An 18,471-nucleotide genomic window follows, 5' to 3' on the forward strand; every position below is an offset into this window, starting at 1 on the left:
GTTTTCCTGTAATGAGTTGAACGGGGTTGGAATCAGTGACCGGGCGCGGTTTGCCGCCAGGCTTGAGAACGGCGCAGCAAGCCGCGCGACGCCCACGCCAGCAGCAAGGACACGCCCGCCGAAGTGAACAGAATCAGGGTCGACATCGCTGCCGCGCCGCCAACGTTGCCGGCGTCATCCATGTTCAGCACTGCGACCGCCGCGAGGATGGTGTCGGGGCTGTAGAGGAAGATCGCCGCCGACACGGTGGTCATCGCCGAGACGAACAGGTAGCGCACGATGTCGAGCAGCGCCGGCAGGCAGATCGGCACAGTGACGCGCAGGTAATGCCGGTACAGCGGCGCCTTCAGCGACAGCGCGGCGGCTTCGAACTCGGCGTCGAGTTGGCGCAGCGCGGTGGTCGCGGTCAATTGTGCGGTGGTCAGGTAGTGCGCAATGGTGCAGACGATCAGCAGCGTCATCGTCCCGTACAGCACATGCAGCGGGTTACCCGTGAGGTTGAAGAAGAAGACGTAGCCGAGACCGAGCACCAGCCCCGGCACCGCCATCGGCACAAAACTGAGCATGCGCAACGCCAGGTTGAGGCCGCGCTGGTCGCGGGTTTTCTCCATCAGGTAAGCGCCGGTAAAAATCAGCACGCTGCCGATCAATGCCGTGCCCAGCGCCATTTCCAAACTGTTGCTGTAAGCCAGCCAGCCACCGCCAGCGGTTTCGTTGAACTGGTAATGGTTGAGCGACAGCGACAAGTTGTACGGCCAGAACTTCACCAAGGAGGAGAACACCGCCATGCCGAACACCAGAGTCAACGCCGCGCTGATCAGCAGAACAATCGCCATATAGCAGCCATCACGCAGCTTCGACGGCGCCGGTTTGAACACCTGAGCGCGACCGCTCATGGAATCACCATGACGCCGACGCAACCAGGCATCGACACCGAAGCTGAACAGCGCCGGCAGCAACAGCACCATGCCAATCAACGCGCCGCGACCGAATTGTTGTTGGCCGACCACGGCTTTGTAGGCTTCCAGCGCCAGCACCTGATAGTCGCCACCGACCACCACCGGCACACCGAAATCGGTGATGGTCAGGGTGAACACCAGACAGAACGCGGCGAACACAGCCTGACGCGTCGCCGGCCAAGTGATGCTGCGAAACGCTTTGGCCGGACTGGCGCCCATGCTCGACGCGGCATCGAACAGCCGCGCATCGGCCAGCGACAATGCCGAGAGCAGAATCATCAGTGCATGGGGGAAGGTGTAAATCACCTCGCCCAGCACAATCCCCCAGAACCCGTAGATGTTGTCCGAGAGCAGCCCGCGCAACATGCCCTGGTTGCCGAACAGATAAACCAGTGCAATGCCCGGCAACATCGACGGCGCCATCAGCGGCAATAACGAAATCCCGCGCCAGATGCCCTTCGCCGGAATCATCGTGCGTTGCAGCGCGTAGGCAAACAGGTAAGCCAGCGGTACGACGATGGCCGCAACGCTGAGGGAAACTTTCAGACTGTTGCCGAGCAGCCAGTGGAAATTCTCGCTGCTCACCATCTCCTTCGCCGCGATCCAGCCACCGCCCTGCCCGGCCTCATTACTAAAGCCACGCCAGAAGATCGCCAGCAACGGCAGCAACACCGCGACGCCGAGCAACAGCAGCAAGAGGACTTTGCCGCCGACGACAAAAATGCGGTCGCCGATCTCGGCTTTCGAGGACTGTCGCACCTGCTTGTGCGGTAGCGGCAGCGCGAGGTTGCTGTTCATCAGGCAAACACCTGCAGGCTGCGCGGCGGCAAGGCGACCATGATGTGCTGGGCGCCGAGGCGTGGCATGGCTTCCGGGGCGAGTTCGGCGAGCAGCGCGTGGCCCGGCAATTGGTCGAGTTCGAAGCTCATGCGGCAGCGATTGCCGAGGAAGGTGATCTCGCGGACTTTGGCCGGGAACAGGTTTTCTTCGTGTACAGGTGGATTGACGTTGATCGCTTCCGGGCGGCAGAACAAGCGGCCCGAAGCACGCTGAACGCTGCCGTCGCTGAGGCGCAGGTTCATCCCGCCGACCTGTGCGTGGCTGTCGCTGCTGCGCTGAAACGGCAACCAGTTGCCCTGCCCGACAAATTCGGCCACGAACGGCGTGGCCGGGCGGTTGTAGATTTCCTGCGGGGTGGCGTACTGCTCGACGCGGCCGTTGTTCATCACGGCGATACGGTCGGCCATGAGCATGGCTTCGTCCTGATTGTGCGTGACCATCAGCGTGGTGATGCCGAGGCTGCGTTGCAGCTGGCGCAGTTCGGTGCACAGATGCTCGCGGACGCGGGCGTCGAGGGCGGACATCGGCTCATCAAGCAACAACAGCGACGGTGCTGGTGCCAAGGCCCGAGCCAGAGCCACGCGCTGCTGTTGGCCGCCGGACAATTGACCGGGGTATTTTTTTTCGCTGCCGGTGAGGCCGACCAGTTCCAGCATCTGCCCGACGCGACGGCGCACTTCGTCACGACCGCTGCCGGCGAGGCCGTAGGCAATGTTCGCTTCGACGGTCAGATTGGGGAACAACGCGTAGGACTGGAACAGAATGCCGTAATCACGGGCTTGCGGGGCAAGGTGCGAAACGTCGCGATCGCCGAGGTACAGCTCGCCGCTGTCCTGCTTCTCCAGACCGGCGATGCAGCGCAGCAACGTGGTCTTGCCACAGCCCGAGGGGCCGAGCAGGCAAACCAGTTCACCGGCGGCGACGTCGAGGGAGACATTATCCAGTGCAGTGAACGCGCCGAAGCGTTTCTGCACGCCGCGCACTTTCATGGGTGCGCCGGGGTTGGTCAGGGCAGTTGCGATGGCAGGATTCATGGACAGACCTCATCAAGCAGATGGGGCCAATCCTAGAGTTGTAATGCGTCCGTCATGTGGCAACGAGGCAAAAACCGCCGATAGTGGTATTCAGGGATTTTGGTTCGCCAGAGATCGTTCCCACGCTCTGCGTGGGAATGCCTCATCGGACGCTCCGCGTTCGGCTCTTGGGACGCAGAGCGTCCCGGGCTGCATTCCCACGCGGAGCGTGGGAACGATCATTACGCGGGGGACATTTCCTGGGCCAGGCCTAGGAACGCCGCTGGCAACCGCGCGCCCTTGCGCTCCTTCAGGCAATACAGATACTCAGGAATCTGCGGCGCATTCTCGATCGTCAGCACGCGCAACTGCGGATCATGCGGCACTTCCTGGCGCGCAATGATGCTGATGCCGATATTGCGCAACACCGCCTCACGAATCGACTCCCGGCTGCCAATCTCCAGCAACGGCCCGAAACTCACCCCGGCACTCGCCAGCAACTCTTCGGTCAACCGCCGCGTGGTCGAGCCCGACTCACGCATCAACAACGTATGCCCGGCCAGCGCACTCAACGTCACATGCTCCTGCACAGCCAGCGGATGATTGCGATGCACCGCCAGCACCAGCGGATCAGTCCCGAGCACCCGGCGAATCAACCGCGCGTCATCAAGCAATTGCGACGACGCGGCGATGTCCACCCGGTAATCCTCCAGCGCTTCCAGCACCTGCTGCGAGTTGCCGATTTCCACCGACACTTCCACTTGCGGCAAACGCTCGCGGAAGGTCTTTACCAGATCGAGGATGTAATACGGCGCAGTAGCGGCGATGCGCAACGTGCCTTGCACCTGACCGCTGTTACGCAGGAAAAACTCAATATCGGCTTCCTGCTGCAAAAGCGTCTTGACCATCGGCAGCAACCGCGCGCCTTCGTCACTGACGCTCAACCGTCGACCACCGCGATAAAACAGCTCCACCGAATACTGACTTTCCAGATTGCGGATCTGCGTGGTCACGGTCGGTTGGCTGAGGCCGAGTTTTTTCGCCGCCAGCGTGATGCTGCCCAGGCGGGCGACCATGTAAAACGCTTTCAGCTCGGCACTCAGCACAACCTTTCCTCACTCTATTTGCGCAGCAGGCGCAAACCGTTGAACACCACCAACAGGCTCACGCCCATGTCGGCGAACACCGCCATCCACATGGTGGCGAGCCCGGCGAAGGTTACCGCAAGAAAGATCGCTTTGATCACCAGCGCCAGCGCGATGTTCTGTTTCAGGATGCTGGCGGTGTTGCGCGACAGGCTGATGAACGCCGGGATCTTGCGCAGATCGTCGTCCATCAGGGCGACATCGGCGGTTTCGATCGCCGTGTCGGTACCGGCGGCGGCCATGGCGAAACCGATCTCGGCGCGGGCCAGTGCGGGTGCATCGTTGATGCCGTCGCCGACCATGCCCACACGATGGCCCTGCTTGTACAGATCTTCAATGGCTTGCAGTTTGTCGGTTGGCAGCAAATCACCGCGAGCCTCGTCGATGCCGACCTGCGCGGCAATCGCTTGGGCGGTGTGGACGTTGTCGCCAGTGAGCATCAGGGTTTTCACCCCGAGTTCATGCAACTGACGGATCGCTTCGCGGCTGGTTTCCTTGACGGTATCGGCCACGGCGAACAGCGCCAGCGGGCCGGAACTGTCGAGCAGCAGCACCACGGATTTGCCCTGTTTCTCCAGCGCGAAGAGTTTTTCTTCCAGCGCTGGCGAGCACAGGCCGAGTTCTTCGACCAGACGATGGTTGCCCAAATGATAGGTCTGGCCGTTGATTTCGCCTTTGACGCCACGCCCGCCCAGCGCTTCGAAGTTATCCACAATCAGCGCGGCAAAGTTTTTATCCACAGCGGCGTTGGCGATGGCCAGCGACACCGGATGGTCGGAACGTCCGGCCAAGGCAGCGGCGATTGCCGGTGCCGTGGCATCGGCGGTCGCGTCGAGGGACAGGTAATCGGTCTGCACTGGTTTGCCGTGGGTGATCGTGCCGGTTTTATCCAGCGCCAGATAATCCAGTTTGAAACCGCCCTCCAGGTACACACCGCCCTTGACCAGAATGCCTTTGCGCGCCGCTGCCGCGAGGCCGCTGACGATGGTCACCGGGGTGGAAATCACCAGTGCACACGGGCACGCGACCACCAGCAACACCAGCGCGCGGTAGATCCAGTCGAACCACACAGCGCCCATGAACAGCGGCGGAATGATCGCCACGGCCAAGGCGAAGACGAACACCACGGGCGTGTAGATTTTCGAGAATTGATCGACGAAACGTTGAGTCGGTGCGCGCGCGCCTTGGGCCTGTTCGACGGCGTGGATGATTCGCGCCAGCGTCGAGTTGTTCGCCGCAGCGGTGACCGCGTATTCCAGCGAACCGGCCTGGTTGATGGTGCCAGCGAAGACTTTGTCGCCCACGGTTTTCTCGACCGGCAGGCTTTCCCCGGTGATCGGCGCCTGGTCGATGGTCGAGTTGCCGCTGAGCACTTCGCCGTCCAAAGCAATCCGCTCACCGGGTTTCACTCGCACACGGGCGCCGAGTTCGACGCTTTTCACGTCCTGTTCGACCCACGAACCGTCAGCCTGCAACACCGTGGCTTGCTCTGGCGTCATCTGCATCAGGCCGCTGATCGCATTGCGCGCACGGTCCAGCGAGCGCGCTTCGATCAGCTCGGCGACGGTGAACAGGAACATCACCATCGCCGCTTCCGGCCACTGGCCGATGAGGATGGCACCTGTCACGGCGATGCTCATCAGCGCGTTGATGTTGAGGTTGCGGTTCTTCAGGGCGATCCAGCCCTTTTTATAAGTGGTCAGGCCACCGCTGAGGATCGACACCAGCGCAATGATCGCCACCACCCAGGTGGGCGCGGCGTTGGTGAAATGAATGACTTCAGCGGCGAGCGCGCCGACGCCGGACAACGCCAACGGCCACCAGTGTTTTTTCACCGGCGCCGGGGCTGGCGAGTCGACGCCCGCCTCCAGCGGCTCGGCGTGCATGCCGAGGGATTTGATCGCTTCGGTGATCGGCTCGGTACCCGGCAGATTGTGGGTCACGCCGAGTACGCGGTTGATCAGGTTGAATTCCAGTTGCTGCACGCCGGCGAGTTTGCCGAGCTTGTTCTGGATCAGCGTCTGCTCGGTCGGGCAATCCATCGCCTCGATGCGGAAACTGCTCAGCCGCGCATCGGCGGTGGTCTTTTCGCTCAGTTGCACCAACGCAGGCGCGGCGGCGTTCGACGAGCAGCAAGAATCTTCGTGCGCATGCACCGGGGCCGGCGCTGCGACTTTCGACCCGCAGCAAGAATCGCTGCCATGGGCATGCTTATGCACAGGCTGCAATTTATGACTGTGATCGTGGCCGTCGCCGGGCTTGTGGGTGTGCTGGGAATCGCTCATTGGTCGCGTCCATGAAGGTGCCTGTTGCCAAGTAAAGACCCTGTAGCCACTATAGGGTCAAGCACCCTTTTGGAGATTGCCGTCATGAAGATCGGAGAACTGGCCAAGTTGACCGACTGCGCCGTGGAAACCATCCGCTACTACGAGCGCGAAAACCTCCTGCCGGAACCGGCCCGCAGCGACGGCAACTACCGCGTCTACACCCAGGCGCACGCCGAACGCCTGACTTTCATCCGCAACTGCCGCACCCTCGACATGACCCTCGAAGAAATCCGCAGCCTGCTGGCCATGCGTGACAGCCCGCAGGATCAGTGTGAAAGCGTGAATACGCTGATCGACGAGCACATTCAGCATGTGAAGGCGCGGATTGATGGGTTGTTGGCGTTGCAGACACAGTTGCTCGACCTGCGCCAACGCTGTGGCGAAGGGCCGGGGGCCGATCAATGCGGGATTTTGCAGCGCTTGGAGGTCAGCGGCGGAGTCGTCGCCACCGAAGTCGAACACTCCCACGTAGGCCGCAGCCACGGCCACTAAAGAACACCGCATAACGCTCGTTCCCATGCTCCGCGTGGGAATGCCGCCATGGACGCTCCGCGTCCAAAGTGACGCAGAGCGTCACGGGATTCATTCCCACGCAGAGCGTGGGAACGATCCTACCGACTAGACCGCCATTGGCGCGGTCATTGGTGCGTGGTGTTCGTAGCCTTCCAGCGAGAAATCGCTCGGCTCGACCAGCTCCAGCCATTCCGGCTGGTACACGCCAGTCTTGGCAAACTCCGGTACACGATCGGAGATTTTCAGTTTTGGCATGGCGAACGGCTCGCGCTTGAGCTGTTCGTTGAGCATGTCCAGATGGTTCTCGTAGACGTGCGCATCACCGATGAAATAGGTGAACCAGCGCGGCGTGTAGCCGGTCAGGCGACCGATCAGGCTCAGCAGCGCGGCGCCTTCGGTGAGGTTGAACGGCGTGCCCAGACCCAGATCGTTGGAACGGATGTAGAGGGTCAGGGAGATTTCCTTGGTCTCGACATTCGGGTGGAACTGGTACAGCAGGTGGCATGGCGGCAGGGCCATTTCATCGAGCTGAGCGACGTTCCAGCCGTGGAACAGGATGCGGCGGCTGCCCGGATCCTTGATGATCGTGTCGACGCACTGGCGCACCTGGTCGATGGCTTTGTACAGCACCACGTAGGCCTGGCCGTCTTCTTCGCCTTGAGCGATCTGCTTGTAGCCGTTGCTCAAGGTTTGTTCGATGGCGGCGGTGTTGCTCAGCGGGATCTGCTTGTACGCCGGCCATTTGCGCCATTGCACGCCGTAGATTTCGCCGAGGTCGTCGTCGCCCTGACGGAACGGGTTGGCCAGCCACTGCGCGTTTTCGTTGGCGTTCTGATCCCAGACCTTGCAGCCCAGCGCACGGAATTCAGCGGCGTTGTTGACGCCACGGAGAAATCCGCACATCTCGCCGATGGCCGATTTGAAGGCCATTTTGCGCGTGGTGATCGCCGGAAAACCTTCCTGCAGATCGAAACGCAGCATCGCACCAGGGAAGCTGATGGTGTTGATGCCGGTGCGGTTGGCTTGCTTGGTGCCGTTCTGAATGACGTGCGAGACCAGTTCGAGATATTGCTTCATGAGTTACCTGTGTCCTTTGAGCCCCGGCGTCGCGCGCCGGGGTTCGTAGTTTAAGCCGTCGGCGCGAGCGGTGCTGCCGGTGCGCGACGATAGGCCAGCCAGATCAGGAACAGCCCGCCGATGATCATCGGCACACAGAGCACTTGCCCCATGGTCAGCCAGTTCCAGGCCAAGTAGCCGAGTTGCGCATCCGGCACGCGAACAAATTCGACGATGAACCGGAAGATGCCGTAGAACAGCGCGAACATGCCGGAAACAGCCATGGTCGGACGCGGCTTGCGCGAGAAAATCCACAGGATCAGGAACAGCGCCACGCCTTCAAGCGCGAACTGATACAGCTGCGACGGGTGACGCGGCAGTTGCGCCGGATCGCTGAATGGCGGGAAGACCATCGCCCACGGCACGTCGGTGGCTTTGCCCCACAATTCGGCGTTGATGAAGTTACCGATGCGCCCGGCGCCCAGACCGATCGGCACCATTGGCGCGACGAAGTCCATCAACTGGAAGAACGACTTGCCGTTGCGCTTGCCGAACCACAATGCAGCCAGCATCACGCCGATAAAGCCGCCGTGGAACGACATGCCGCCCTTCCACACCTCGAAAATCAGCGTCGGGTTGGCCAGGTAGGCGCTCAGATCGTAGAACAGCACATAGCCCAGACGTCCGCCGACGATCACGCCCATCGACAGCCAGAAGATCAGATCGGAGAGCTTCTCCTTGCTCCAGGTCGGGTCGAAACGGTTGAGCCGGCGCGACGCCAGCAGCCACGCACCGCCGATGCCGATCAGGTACATCAGGCCGTACCAATGGATATTCAGCGGACCGATGGACAGAAAACGGTTGAACACATGTATGTCCAGCGGACCGATGGATAACGCCACCGGGTCGATCTGCGGGTAAGGCAGCATTGCGACTCCTCGTTAGAGTTGAAACCAAAATTCCCGGGCGACGCTGCCACCTCAGGATTAAGCCAGGATTGCGACGCGGCTAAAGCAGGAAGCTCACACCCACGCTGAACAGCAAAGCGGCGAACAGCCTTTTCAGCAAGCGCGGCGACAATCTATGCGCCAGTCGCGCGCCGAGACGGGCGAAAACCATGCTGGTCAGGGCGATGCCCAACAACGCCGGCAAATAAACAAAACCGAGACTATGCGGCGGCAACAACGGATCGTGCCAGCCCAGAATCATGAAACTTAATGCACTGACCAAGGCAATCGGCAGACCGCAGGCCGATGACGTCGCCACCGCTTGCTGCATCGGCACACTGCGCCAGGTCAGGAACGGCACGGTCAGCGACCCGCCGCCAACGCCAAAAATCGCCGAGGCCCAACCAATCACACTGCCGGCCACGGTCAGACCCACTTTGCCCGGCACGGTTCGGCTGGCCTTGGGTTTGACGTCCAGCGCCAACTGCACCGAGATCACCAAAGCGAACACGCCGATGATCTTTTGCAGGTGCGGCCCGGAAATCGCCTCGGCGGTCAGCGCGCCAAACCCGGCGCCCATGAGAATCCCCACGGTCATCCACATGAAGATCGGCCAGCGCACCGCGCCGCGACGATGGTGTTCACGCACGGCATTGACCGAGGTGAAGATGATCGTCGCCAGCGACGTACCGACCGCCAGGTGGGTCAGGATAGACTGATCGAAGCCCTGCAAGGTGAAACTGAACACCAGCACCGGAACGATGATGATCCCACCACCGACACCGAACAGCCCGGCCAACACGCCAGCACAGGCGCCGAGCGCCAGATAGAGCAGAAATTCCATGTCCTTCTCCCAGACGCATCCCAAAACCGGAGCGGCATGGTAACGGATGCGCGGCCTTCTGCTCCACTGGCGATGGATGCACGGGCGTCGGATGCGTAGAGTGGGCAAAAAACACACAAGGACCACCTTATGTGCCTGATCGTTTTTGCCTGGCGCCCGGGCCATGCCCAGCCGCTGATCGTCGCGGCCAACCGTGACGAGTTCTACGCCCGGCCGAGTCTGCCGCTGGCGCAATGGCCCGAAGCGCCGCACGTGCATGCGGGGCGTGATCTTGAGGCTGGCGGGACGTGGCTAGGCATCGGCGCCAACGGCCGCTTTGCCGCGCTGACCAATATTCGCGACCCGCAGCAGCCGCCGGCGCGCAAATCGCGCGGCGAACTGGTGGCGCGGTTTCTGACCGGCGATCTGTCGATTGATGATTATTTGAGCGATGTGGTCGGGCGCGCCTCGGAATATGCCGGGTTTAACCTGCTGCTCGGCAATAGTCATGAGCTGTGGCATTTCAATGCACGGCTGTCAGAGCCGATCATGCTGGAGCCCGGTGTTTACGGGCTCTCCAATGCCGGGTTGGATACGCCGTGGCCGAAGTTGCTCAAGGCCAGGGCGGCGTTGGGTGCAGTGCTGGATGAACCGACACCTGCGCGGTTGCTGGGGTTGTTGAGCGATGCGCAGACTGCGCCGTCTGCCGAATTGCCGGATACCGGGGTCGGCATGGCGACGGAGACGTTGTTATCGAGTGTGTTTATTGCCAGCCAGAGTTACGGCACGCGGGCGAGTACGGCGCTGATCGTGCAGGCGGATGGGACGCGGCGGATGGTCGAGCGGAGTTTCGGGCCGTATGGCGGGCATTTGGGCGAGGTGGATATGAGAATCTAAAGATCGCAGCCTGCGGCAGCTCCTACAGGAATACACATTCCATGTAGGAGCTGCCGCAGGCTGCGATCTTTTAAAGAGCCTTGATGACGGCCGGTGGATTGATCTTCGACAACCCAAGGTTCTTCAGCGCCAGTTGCAGCGAGCTGTGGATCACTTGCGGGTTATCGATGGTCATCAGTTCAGCCAGCAACTCCTTGGCCTTGCTCAGATTGACCTGACGCAACATCCACTTGACCTTCGGCAAGTTGGTGGCGTTCATCGACAAACTGTCGAACCCCATCGCCATCAACAGCACCGCCGCCGCCGGATCACCGGCCATCTCGCCGCAGATACTTACCGGTTTGCCTTCGGCATGGGCGTCGCGCACCACGGTTTGCAAGGCTTGCAGCACGGCCGGGTGCAGGTAGTCGTAAAGGTCGGCCACACGCGGGTTGTTGCGGTCGACCGCCAGCAAATACTGGGTCAAGTCGTTGGAACCGACAGAAAGGAAGTCGACCATCCGCGCCAGTTCCTTGGTCTGGTACACCGCTGCAGGGATCTCGATCATCACGCCAATCGGCGGCATCGGCACGTCGGTGCCTTCGTCGCGCACTTCGCCCCAGGCCCGGTGAATCAGGTGCAGGGCCTCTTCGAGTTCGTGGGTGCCGGAGATCATCGGCAGCAGAATCCGCAGGTTGTTCAGGCCTTCGCTGGCCTTGAGCATCGCGCGGGTCTGCACCAGGAAGATTTCCGGGTGGTCGAGGGTGACGCGAATGCCGCGCCAGCCGAGGAACGGGTTGTCTTCCTTGATCGGGAAGTACGACAGCGACTTGTCACCGCCGATGTCGAGGCTGCGCATGGTCACCGGTTGCGGGTGAAATGCAGCGAGCTGCTCACGGTAGATCGCCAGTTGTTCCTTCTCGCTCGGGAAGCGCTGGTTGATCATGAACGGCACTTCGGTGCGGTACAGGCCGACACCTTCGGCGCCGCGCTTCTGCGCCCGCGCCACATCGGCGAGCAAACCGGTGTTGACCCACAGCGGCATGCGGTGGCCATCGAGGGTCACGCACGGCAGGTCGCGCAGGGTGTCGAGGCCCAGCGCCAGTTGTTTCTCTTCTTCGACGACTTCGGCGAACTGCTTGCGCAGCACTTCGCTCGGGTTGGTGTAAACCTCGCCGCGCGTGCCGTCGACGATCATTTCGATGCCGTCGACCTTGGCGTAGGGCAGGTCGACCAGACCCATCACCGTCGGAATGCCCATGGCGCGGGCAAGGATCGCGACGTGCGAGTTACCCGAACCGAGTACCGAGACCAGACCGACCAGCGTGCCTTCCGGCACCTCGCCGAGCATCGCCGGCGTCAGTTCTTCACTGACCAGAATGGTTTTTTCCGGGTAGACCAGGTTCTGCTGACGCTCTTCCTGCAAATAGGCGAGCAGACGGCGACCGAGGTCTTTGACGTCCGAGGCACGCTCCCGCAGGTAGGCGTCGTCCATCAGTTCGAAACGGTTGACGTGCTCCGTGACCACCTGACGAAGCGCGCCTTGGGCCCACTGGCCGGTCTTGATCACGGTGGTGATTTCGCTGCCCAGCGAGGCATCGTCAAGCATCATCAGGTAGACGTCGAACAGCGCGCGCTCTTCCGGGCGCAACTGCGTCGCGAGTTTGGCGGACAACGCGCGCATGTCGGCGCGCACGCCTTCGATGGCGGTCTTGAACAGCGCCAGCTCAGCGTCGATGTCGGTGATGTTTTTATCCGGCACCACGTCGAGATCGGCGGGCGGCAACATGACCACCGCCGTACCGACCGCCGCACCCGGCGAACCCGGCACGCCGACAAACTTGGCTTCCTGAATGCCCTTGCCCTGACGGCCCAGGCCGCGGATCGAACCGGTGGCCTCGGCGTGGGCGATAACGCCGGCGAGCTGCGCGCTCATGGTCACGAGGAAGGCTTCTTCACCTTCGTCGAACTGGCGGCGTTCTTTTTGCTGGATGACCAACACGCCGACGACGCGGCGGTGGTGAATGATCGGAGCACCGAGGAACGAGGCGTAACGCTCTTCACCGGTTTCGGCGAAGTAGCGATAGCGCGGGTGAACAGACGCGTTTTCGAGGTTCAGGGGTTCTTCACGCGTGCCGACCAGACCGACCAGACCTTCGTTGGGTGCCATGCTGACCTTGCCGATCGAGCGCTTGTTCAAGCCCTCGGTGGCCATCAGGACGAAGCGGTTGGTCTCGGGATCAAGCAGGTAGACCGAGCAGACCTGGCTGCCCATGGCCTCTTTGACGCGCAACACAATAATCCCCAACGCCGCCTTGAGATCCTTGGCGGAGTTAACTTCCTGGACGATCTTGCGCAGCGTATTGAGCATGGCTCGGGGTCGAACTCCGTCGTCAGTCGCGCGCTAAAAGGCGCGGGGCAAGCTCTTTGAGGGCGCGGCGATACACCTCGCGCTTGAATGTCACCACCTGGCCCAACGGATACCAATAGCTGACCCAGCGCCAGCCATCGAACTCCGGTTTACCGGTCAAATCCATCCGCACCCGCTGCTCGTTGGAGATCAGGCGCAGGAGAAACCATTTCTGTTTCTGGCCGATGCACAGCGGTTGGCTGTGGGTACGCACCAGACGTTGCGGCAAACGATAGCGCAACCAGCCCCGGGTACAGGCCAGTATTTCAACATCTTCACGTTCCAGGCCAACTTCTTCGTTCAGCTCGCGGTACAAGGCGTCTTCCGGCGTCTCTTCAGGGTTGATTCCCCCTTGCGGAAACTGCCAGGCATCTTGATTGATACGGCGAGCCCATAGCACCTGGCCGGCGTCATTCGTCAGAATGATCCCGACATTGGGGCGGAAACCATCGGGGTCGATCACGGGCACAACCTCGCAAACGCATGTCGCCGCATTGTTCCACAAAGGTTGATAAGGCGGCAACGAAGCTTCCTACCTTATGTGCACTCTTGTGAAAAGACCGTATTCTTGTCGCCTTTTTACAGACTTATCAGCGGGTAACTGCAATGCGCCTGGCACTCTTCGATTTGGACAACACCCTTCTGGGCGGCGACAGCGATCACGCCTGGGGCGACTATCTGTGTGAACGCGGTTTCCTCGACCCGATTGCGTACAAAGCGCGCAACGACGAGTTCTATCAGGATTACCTGGCCGGCAAACTGGATAACGCCGCATACCTGAACTTCTGCCTGGAGATCCTCGGCCGCACCGACATGGCCGTGCTCGAGCAATGGCACAGCGATTACATGCGCGACTGCATCGAACCGATCGTCCTGCCGCAAGCGCTGGAACTGCTGAAAAAGCACCGTGATGCCGGCGACAAACTGGTGATCATCACCGCGACCAACCGCTTCGTGACGGCGCCGATTGCTGTGCGTCTGGGCGTTGAAACCCTGATCGCCACTGAATGTGAAATGGTCGATGGCCGTTACAGCGGGCGCAGCACGGATATTCCGTGCTTCCGCGAAGGCAAGGTGACGCGCCTGAATCGTTGGCTGGAAGAGACCGGGTATTCGCTGGACGACAGCTATTTCTATAGCGATTCGATGAATGACTTGCCGTTGCTGGAGCAGGTGGCGAATCCGGTCGCTGTCGATCCGGATCCGAATCTGCGTGCCGAGGCCGAGAAACGCGGCTGGCCAGTGATTACTCTGCGCGACTGATGACGCCATCGCTGGCAAGCCAGCTCCCACAGGGACTATCAGTGGACACAAATTTTGTGGACAGCTCAAAAACCTGTGGGAGCTGGCTTGCCAGCGATTGGCTCGACTCGGTATGTAGCCTTAAACAGGCTTGGCACCCATCAACCCCGCAATGGCGAGAAACCCAACGCCGCTGACAATCGCCAGGGCCAGATTGAATTTCCAGTTACCTACCCCGCTAGTCCACAGCCGATTAAGCCGCACCAACAGCCACACGGCACTCAACGTGGCCACGGCATAGATCACGCTGGAACCCAGAATCCAGAACTGCCCCAGTGGCCAGCCGATCAGGTGTACCAACCACCAGCCGGTGAAAGGCATGCTCAGCATACCGATCAGCATCAAACACCAGATAAACAGCCAAGGGCGCTGCATCGTGCTCGCGGGCCCTTCGCTGCGATTACGCCAGGTCAGAGCGGCAAGCCCCAACCCGCTGACGAGGATCACCACGGTCGCCGCGACGTGAAGGACTTTCAGGGTGGTCAGGGTTTCCATGAATTTCTCTTCCTTGGGCCATGCCCATCAGCGTAGCCGCTCAGCCAAGAAACAGCTGATAGGCCGGGTTCTCGCTTTCATCCCAGTACGGGTAGCCGATTTCCTCAAGCGCTGCCGGCACCAGATGGCGCTCGTCGTGCGGCACTTGCAGGCCGGCGACCACACGGCCATCGGCGGCGCCGTGGTTGCGGTAGTGGAACATCGAGATGTTCCAGCGCCCACCGAGCTTGTTAAGGAAGTTGAACAGTGCGCCCGGACGTTCCGGGAATTCGAAGCGGAACACCACTTCATCGACCACCTGCGCCGCGCGGCCGCCGACCATGTGCCGGATGTGCAACTTGGCCAGTTCATTGTCGGTCAGGTCGAGCACCGGGAAGCCCTGCTCAGTGAGGCTCGCCAGCAACGCACTGCGCGGGTCGTTTTCCGGGTGGGTCTGCACGCCAACGAAGATGTGCGCTTCGCTGCCGGTGTTGTAGCGGTAGTTGAATTCGGTGATCTGGCGCTTGCCGATGGCCTCGCAAAACGCCTTGAAGCTGCCGGCCTTCTCGGGAATGGTCACGGCAATGATCGCTTCGCGGCCTTCACCCAGTTCAGCGCGCTCGGCGACATGGCGCAGGCGATCGAAGTTGACGTTGGCGCCGGAGTCGATGGCGACGAAGGTCTGGCCGCTGACGCCGCGTTGCTCAACGTACTTCTTGATCCCGGCCACGCCCAACGCACCGGCAGGTTCGGTGATCGAGCGGGTATCGTCGTAGATATCCTTGATGGCTGCGCAGATCTCGTCAGTGCTGACGGTGATCACTTCATCGACATAGTCTTTGCAGATCTCGAAGGTGTGCTGGCCGATCTGCGCCACCGCCACGCCATCGGCAAAGATGCCCACGGTTGGCAGAACGACGCGCTCGCCCGCAGCCATCGCCGCTTGCAGGCAGTTGGAGTCGTCCGGCTCGACGCCGATGACCTTGATGTCCGGGCGCAGGTATTTGACGTACGCGGCGATACCGGCGATCAGACCGCCACCACCGACCGGAACGAAAATCGCGTCCAGCGGCTGCGGGTGCTGGCGCAGAATTTCCATCGCCACGGTGCCCTGCCCGGCGATGGTGTGCGGATCGTCGTACGGGTGGATGTAGACGTAGCCTTTTTCATCGACCAGTTTCAGCGAGTAGGCCAGCGCTTCCGGGAACGAGTCGCCGTGCAGTACCACCTTGCCGCCACGCGAACGCACGCCTTCGACCTTGATCTCGGGGGTAGTCTTGGGCATGACGATGGTGGCTTTCACGCCCAACACTTTCGCCGCCAGGGCCAGACCCTGCGCATGGTTGCCCGCCGACGCGGTGACCACGCCGCGGGCGCGCTCTTCGTCGGTCAGCTGAGTCAGCTTGTTGTAGGCGCCGCGAATCTTGAACGAGAACACCGGCTGCAAGTCTTCGCGCTTGAGCCAAATGTCATTGCCCAGCCGCTCGGAGAGCTGGCGAGCGTTCTGCAGCGGGGTTTCTACGGCAACGTCATAAACGCGCGAGGTGAGGATCTTTTTGACGTACTGTTCGAGCATCGGAAAGCATCACTGAGCGGGTTGGGCAGGGCCAAGGAGTCTAACCCGGCTTTTGCCCGGGCGACCACACGAATCCAGAGGTTTTAGCCGCGCCTTAAAAGATCGCAGCCTTCGGCAGCTCCTACAGAATGCATGCGATTCCTGTAGGAGCTGCCGCAGGCTGCGATCTTTTGATCTGCCAATAGGACAATGACCTTCCCAGACATGGGGCCTATAATGCCGGCCTTTCCGTTCTCACCTTGCCCGCTTCCGGAGCCCGCATGACCCAGGATCAACTCAAACAGGCAGTGGCTCAGGCCGCCGTCGACTTCATCCTTCCGAAACTCGACGACAAGAGCATCGTCGGGGTCGGCACCGGCTCCACCGCCAACTGCTTCATCGACGCACTGGCCCAGCACAAGGGCGCGTTCGATGGCGCGGTCGCCAGTTCCGAAGCCACCGCTGCGCGCCTGAAAGGCCACGGGATTCCGGTGTATGAGCTGAACACCGTCAGCGACCTGGAGTTCTACGTCGACGGCGCCGATGAAAGCGACGCGCACCTGAACCTGATCAAGGGCGGCGGCGCTGCCCTGACCCGCGAGAAGATCGTTGCGGCCGTGGCCAAGACCTTCATCTGCATCGCCGACGCCAGCAAACTGGTGCCGGTGCTGGGCGAATTCCCGCTGCCGGTCGAAGTGATCCCGATGGCCCGCAGCCACGTCGCGCGTCAGCTGGTAAAACTGGGCGGCGACCCGGTGTACCGCGAAGGCGTACTGACCGATAACGGCAACATCATTCTTGATGTGTTCAACCTGCAGATCACCAACCCGGTGGAGCTGGAAGCGCAGATCAATGCGATCGTCGGCGTGGTCACCAACGGCCTGTTCGCGGCGCGTCCGGCGGACCTGCTGCTGCTGGGCACACCTGAAGGCGTGAAAACCCTCAAGGCTGAGTAAGCCAAACTGCCCGAAAATGTATGGGCAGACGAATAAACCTGTGGGAGCTAACCTTGTGGTGAGGGGATTTATCCCCGATGGGCTGCGTAGCAGTCCTGCTTTTTGGGGCCGCTTCGCGACCCATCGGGGATAAATCCCCTCACCACAAAAGCCAGCTCCCACAGTGTTTTGTGGTGTTTGTCAGGGTTGAGTGGTTTTTTTGAAGACGTAGAACAGGTTCGGCTCGCTCACCAGGTACAGCGTGCCGTCGTCGTCCATCGCAATGCCTTCCGCCTGTGGCACGGTTTTCTTCAAACCCTGCCGCCCGCCACTGATCGACATGGTGCTCAACGGGCGCCCATCGACATCCAGTTCCAGAATCAACCGCGACTCGTCCGACAGCGCCAACAAATGGCCGCTGCGCTCATCGTATTGCAGGCTCGACAGGTCACGCACAAACATCCCGGCATCGCGCTTGGGGTTGTTGATCACGTGCACCGCGTAAGATTTTTCCGGGTTGAAGTGCGGAAAGCCATGCACTTCGTAGATCAGCATCGGATCGCGCTCTTTCGCCACAAACAAGCGCTTGCCCACGGAATCATAGGCCAACCCCTCGAAACCCTTGTTGCCGCTCATGTGCACGCCGAGGGTCATCTGCTCGGCATCGGCCGCATCGAGGAAGGTCGTATCTTTTTCCAGGTGGATCTTGATCAGCCGCTGCTGGCGTTCGTCGGTGATCACATAGGTGTCGGCGCTGATGAACTCGACCGCTTCCGGGTCGCCGAAACCGATCAGCGCGATGCGCCGCAGGATCTTGCCTTCCAGCGACAACTCGACCAACTCGGCATTCTTGTTGGTGACGGTGAACAGGCTTTTGCGCACCGGATCGAAGGTCAGTGCTGAAACATCGTCGTCCAGCCCTTCGATGACTCGCGCTTCGATCTCGACTCGATATTGGTCCAAGGCAATCGACTCACTGCTCTGCGTCTGCCACAGCGTATGCAGGTTGAACCAGGCGCGCTCGAACAGACGCATATATTGGCCAATCGCAATCAACGCGATCAGGGCAATCACCGACAGGAGGATGACCAGAGGTTTGGGACGGGCAAGTCGACGCATTCGGGCGGGCTCGGAATCAAAACAGGCGGATGAAATATCATGCCCGTCTGAACTGAAGCTTAATGGCCACTTGCCCCAAACCACAACCCAACCTCGTGTAGGAGCTGCCGAAGGCTGCGATCTTTTGATTTTGTTTTCAGGATCAAAATCAAAAGATCGCAGCCTGCGGCAGGTCCT

General features: G+C 61.0%; 16 protein-coding genes. 4 read left to right on the forward strand and 12 right to left on the reverse strand.

All coding sequences use genetic code 11. The annotated features are described in order from the left end of the window. Positions 1-32: 32 nt before the first annotated feature. The 4 genes from PMI37_RS29650 to PMI37_RS29665 all read right to left on the reverse strand — a co-directional run bounded on the left by PMI37_RS29650 (position 33) and on the right by PMI37_RS29665 (position 6,242). On the reverse strand, positions 33-1,757 hold the full coding sequence (locus tag PMI37_RS29650) for a putative 2-aminoethylphosphonate ABC transporter permease subunit (RefSeq protein WP_008088435.1): 1,725 nt from the start codon (positions 1,755-1,757) through the stop codon (positions 33-35). After that, positions 1,757-2,833 (reverse strand): putative 2-aminoethylphosphonate ABC transporter ATP-binding protein, encoded by a 1,077-nt coding sequence (locus PMI37_RS29655; RefSeq protein ID WP_008088436.1) that lies wholly within the window; start codon positions 2,831-2,833, stop codon positions 1,757-1,759. Before PMI37_RS29655 ends, PMI37_RS29650 begins: the two co-directional genes overlap by 1 nt. 221 nt (positions 2,834-3,054) lie before the next feature. Next, positions 3,055-3,918, reverse strand: a complete 864-nt coding sequence (locus tag PMI37_RS29660; protein WP_008088437.1) for a LysR family transcriptional regulator — start codon at positions 3,916-3,918, stop codon at positions 3,055-3,057. Between the two features lie 14 nt (positions 3,919-3,932). After that, positions 3,933-6,242, reverse strand: a complete 2,310-nt coding sequence (locus tag PMI37_RS29665) for a heavy metal translocating P-type ATPase (protein WP_008088438.1) — start codon at positions 6,240-6,242, stop codon at positions 3,933-3,935. A gap of 84 nt (positions 6,243-6,326) precedes the next feature. Here PMI37_RS29665 and cadR point away from each other — a divergent pair, with 84 nt between their 5' ends. After that, positions 6,327-6,776 (forward strand): Cd(II)/Pb(II)-responsive transcriptional regulator, encoded by a 450-nt coding sequence (gene cadR / locus PMI37_RS29670; RefSeq protein ID WP_008088440.1) that lies wholly within the window; start codon positions 6,327-6,329, stop codon positions 6,774-6,776. A 126-nt stretch (positions 6,777-6,902) separates the two neighbouring features. Here cadR and PMI37_RS29675 read toward each other — a convergent pair whose 3' ends face one another. From PMI37_RS29675 to PMI37_RS29685, 3 genes are all read right to left on the reverse strand, one after another. Continuing rightward, positions 6,903-7,874, reverse strand: coding sequence for a thymidylate synthase (locus tag PMI37_RS29675; RefSeq protein ID WP_008088441.1), 972 nt, complete (start codon positions 7,872-7,874; stop codon positions 6,903-6,905). A gap of 50 nt (positions 7,875-7,924) precedes the next feature. Continuing rightward, a complete protein-coding gene (gene lgt, locus PMI37_RS29680; RefSeq protein ID WP_008088444.1) occupies positions 7,925-8,782 on the reverse strand; it encodes a prolipoprotein diacylglyceryl transferase in 858 nt (285 codons plus the stop codon). A gap of 79 nt (positions 8,783-8,861) precedes the next feature. Beyond that, entirely contained in the window at positions 8,862-9,644 is a 783-nt protein-coding gene (locus tag PMI37_RS29685; RefSeq protein ID WP_008088445.1) for a sulfite exporter TauE/SafE family protein, read from the reverse strand. 129 nt (positions 9,645-9,773) lie between these two features. Here PMI37_RS29685 and PMI37_RS29690 point away from each other — a divergent pair, with 129 nt between their 5' ends. Next, the gene (locus PMI37_RS29690) at positions 9,774-10,520 is read left to right on the forward strand and encodes an NRDE family protein (RefSeq protein ID WP_008088446.1); all 747 of its coding nucleotides are present in this window, start codon (positions 9,774-9,776) and stop codon (positions 10,518-10,520) included. A 70-nt stretch (positions 10,521-10,590) separates the two neighbouring features. Here the strand turns inward: PMI37_RS29690 and ptsP are convergent, their stop codons facing one another. After that, a complete protein-coding gene (gene ptsP / locus PMI37_RS29695; RefSeq protein WP_008088447.1) occupies positions 10,591-12,870 on the reverse strand; it encodes a phosphoenolpyruvate--protein phosphotransferase in 2,280 nt (759 codons plus the stop codon). Positions 12,871-12,892: 22 nt separating this feature from the next. Then, positions 12,893-13,372 carry an RNA pyrophosphohydrolase gene (locus PMI37_RS29700; RefSeq protein WP_003229203.1) on the reverse strand — a complete coding sequence of 160 codons (480 nt, stop codon included), beginning with the start codon at positions 13,370-13,372 and terminating at the stop codon, positions 12,893-12,895. Positions 13,373-13,515: 143 nt separating this feature from the next. Here PMI37_RS29700 and PMI37_RS29705 point away from each other — a divergent pair, with 143 nt between their 5' ends. After that, complete coding sequence (locus PMI37_RS29705; RefSeq protein ID WP_008088449.1) at positions 13,516-14,172, forward strand: HAD family hydrolase; 657 nt, start codon at positions 13,516-13,518, stop codon at positions 14,170-14,172. Positions 14,173-14,292: 120 nt separating this feature from the next. Here PMI37_RS29705 and PMI37_RS29710 read toward each other — a convergent pair whose 3' ends face one another. Together PMI37_RS29710 and ilvA are read right to left on the reverse strand one after the other, a co-directional pair. Next, positions 14,293-14,706, reverse strand: a complete 414-nt coding sequence (locus tag PMI37_RS29710; RefSeq protein WP_008088451.1) for a DUF2269 family protein — start codon at positions 14,704-14,706, stop codon at positions 14,293-14,295. Positions 14,707-14,746: 40 nt separating this feature from the next. After that, on the reverse strand, positions 14,747-16,261 hold the full coding sequence (gene ilvA / locus PMI37_RS29715) for a threonine ammonia-lyase, biosynthetic (protein WP_008088452.1): 1,515 nt from the start codon (positions 16,259-16,261) through the stop codon (positions 14,747-14,749). A gap of 260 nt (positions 16,262-16,521) precedes the next feature. Here ilvA and rpiA point away from each other — a divergent pair, with 260 nt between their 5' ends. Further along, positions 16,522-17,196, forward strand: coding sequence for a ribose-5-phosphate isomerase RpiA (gene rpiA / locus PMI37_RS29720; RefSeq protein WP_008088454.1), 675 nt, complete (start codon positions 16,522-16,524; stop codon positions 17,194-17,196). Positions 17,197-17,376: 180 nt separating this feature from the next. Here the strand turns inward: rpiA and PMI37_RS29725 are convergent, their stop codons facing one another. Beyond that, positions 17,377-18,294 carry an SdiA-regulated domain-containing protein gene (locus tag PMI37_RS29725; RefSeq protein ID WP_008088457.1) on the reverse strand — a complete coding sequence of 306 codons (918 nt, stop codon included), beginning with the start codon at positions 18,292-18,294 and terminating at the stop codon, positions 17,377-17,379. Positions 18,295-18,471 lie beyond the last annotated feature (177 nt).

The sequence above is a fragment of the Pseudomonas sp. GM80 genome (genome assembly GCF_000282515.1).
Taxonomy (GTDB): Bacteria; Pseudomonadota; Gammaproteobacteria; order Pseudomonadales; family Pseudomonadaceae; genus Aquipseudomonas.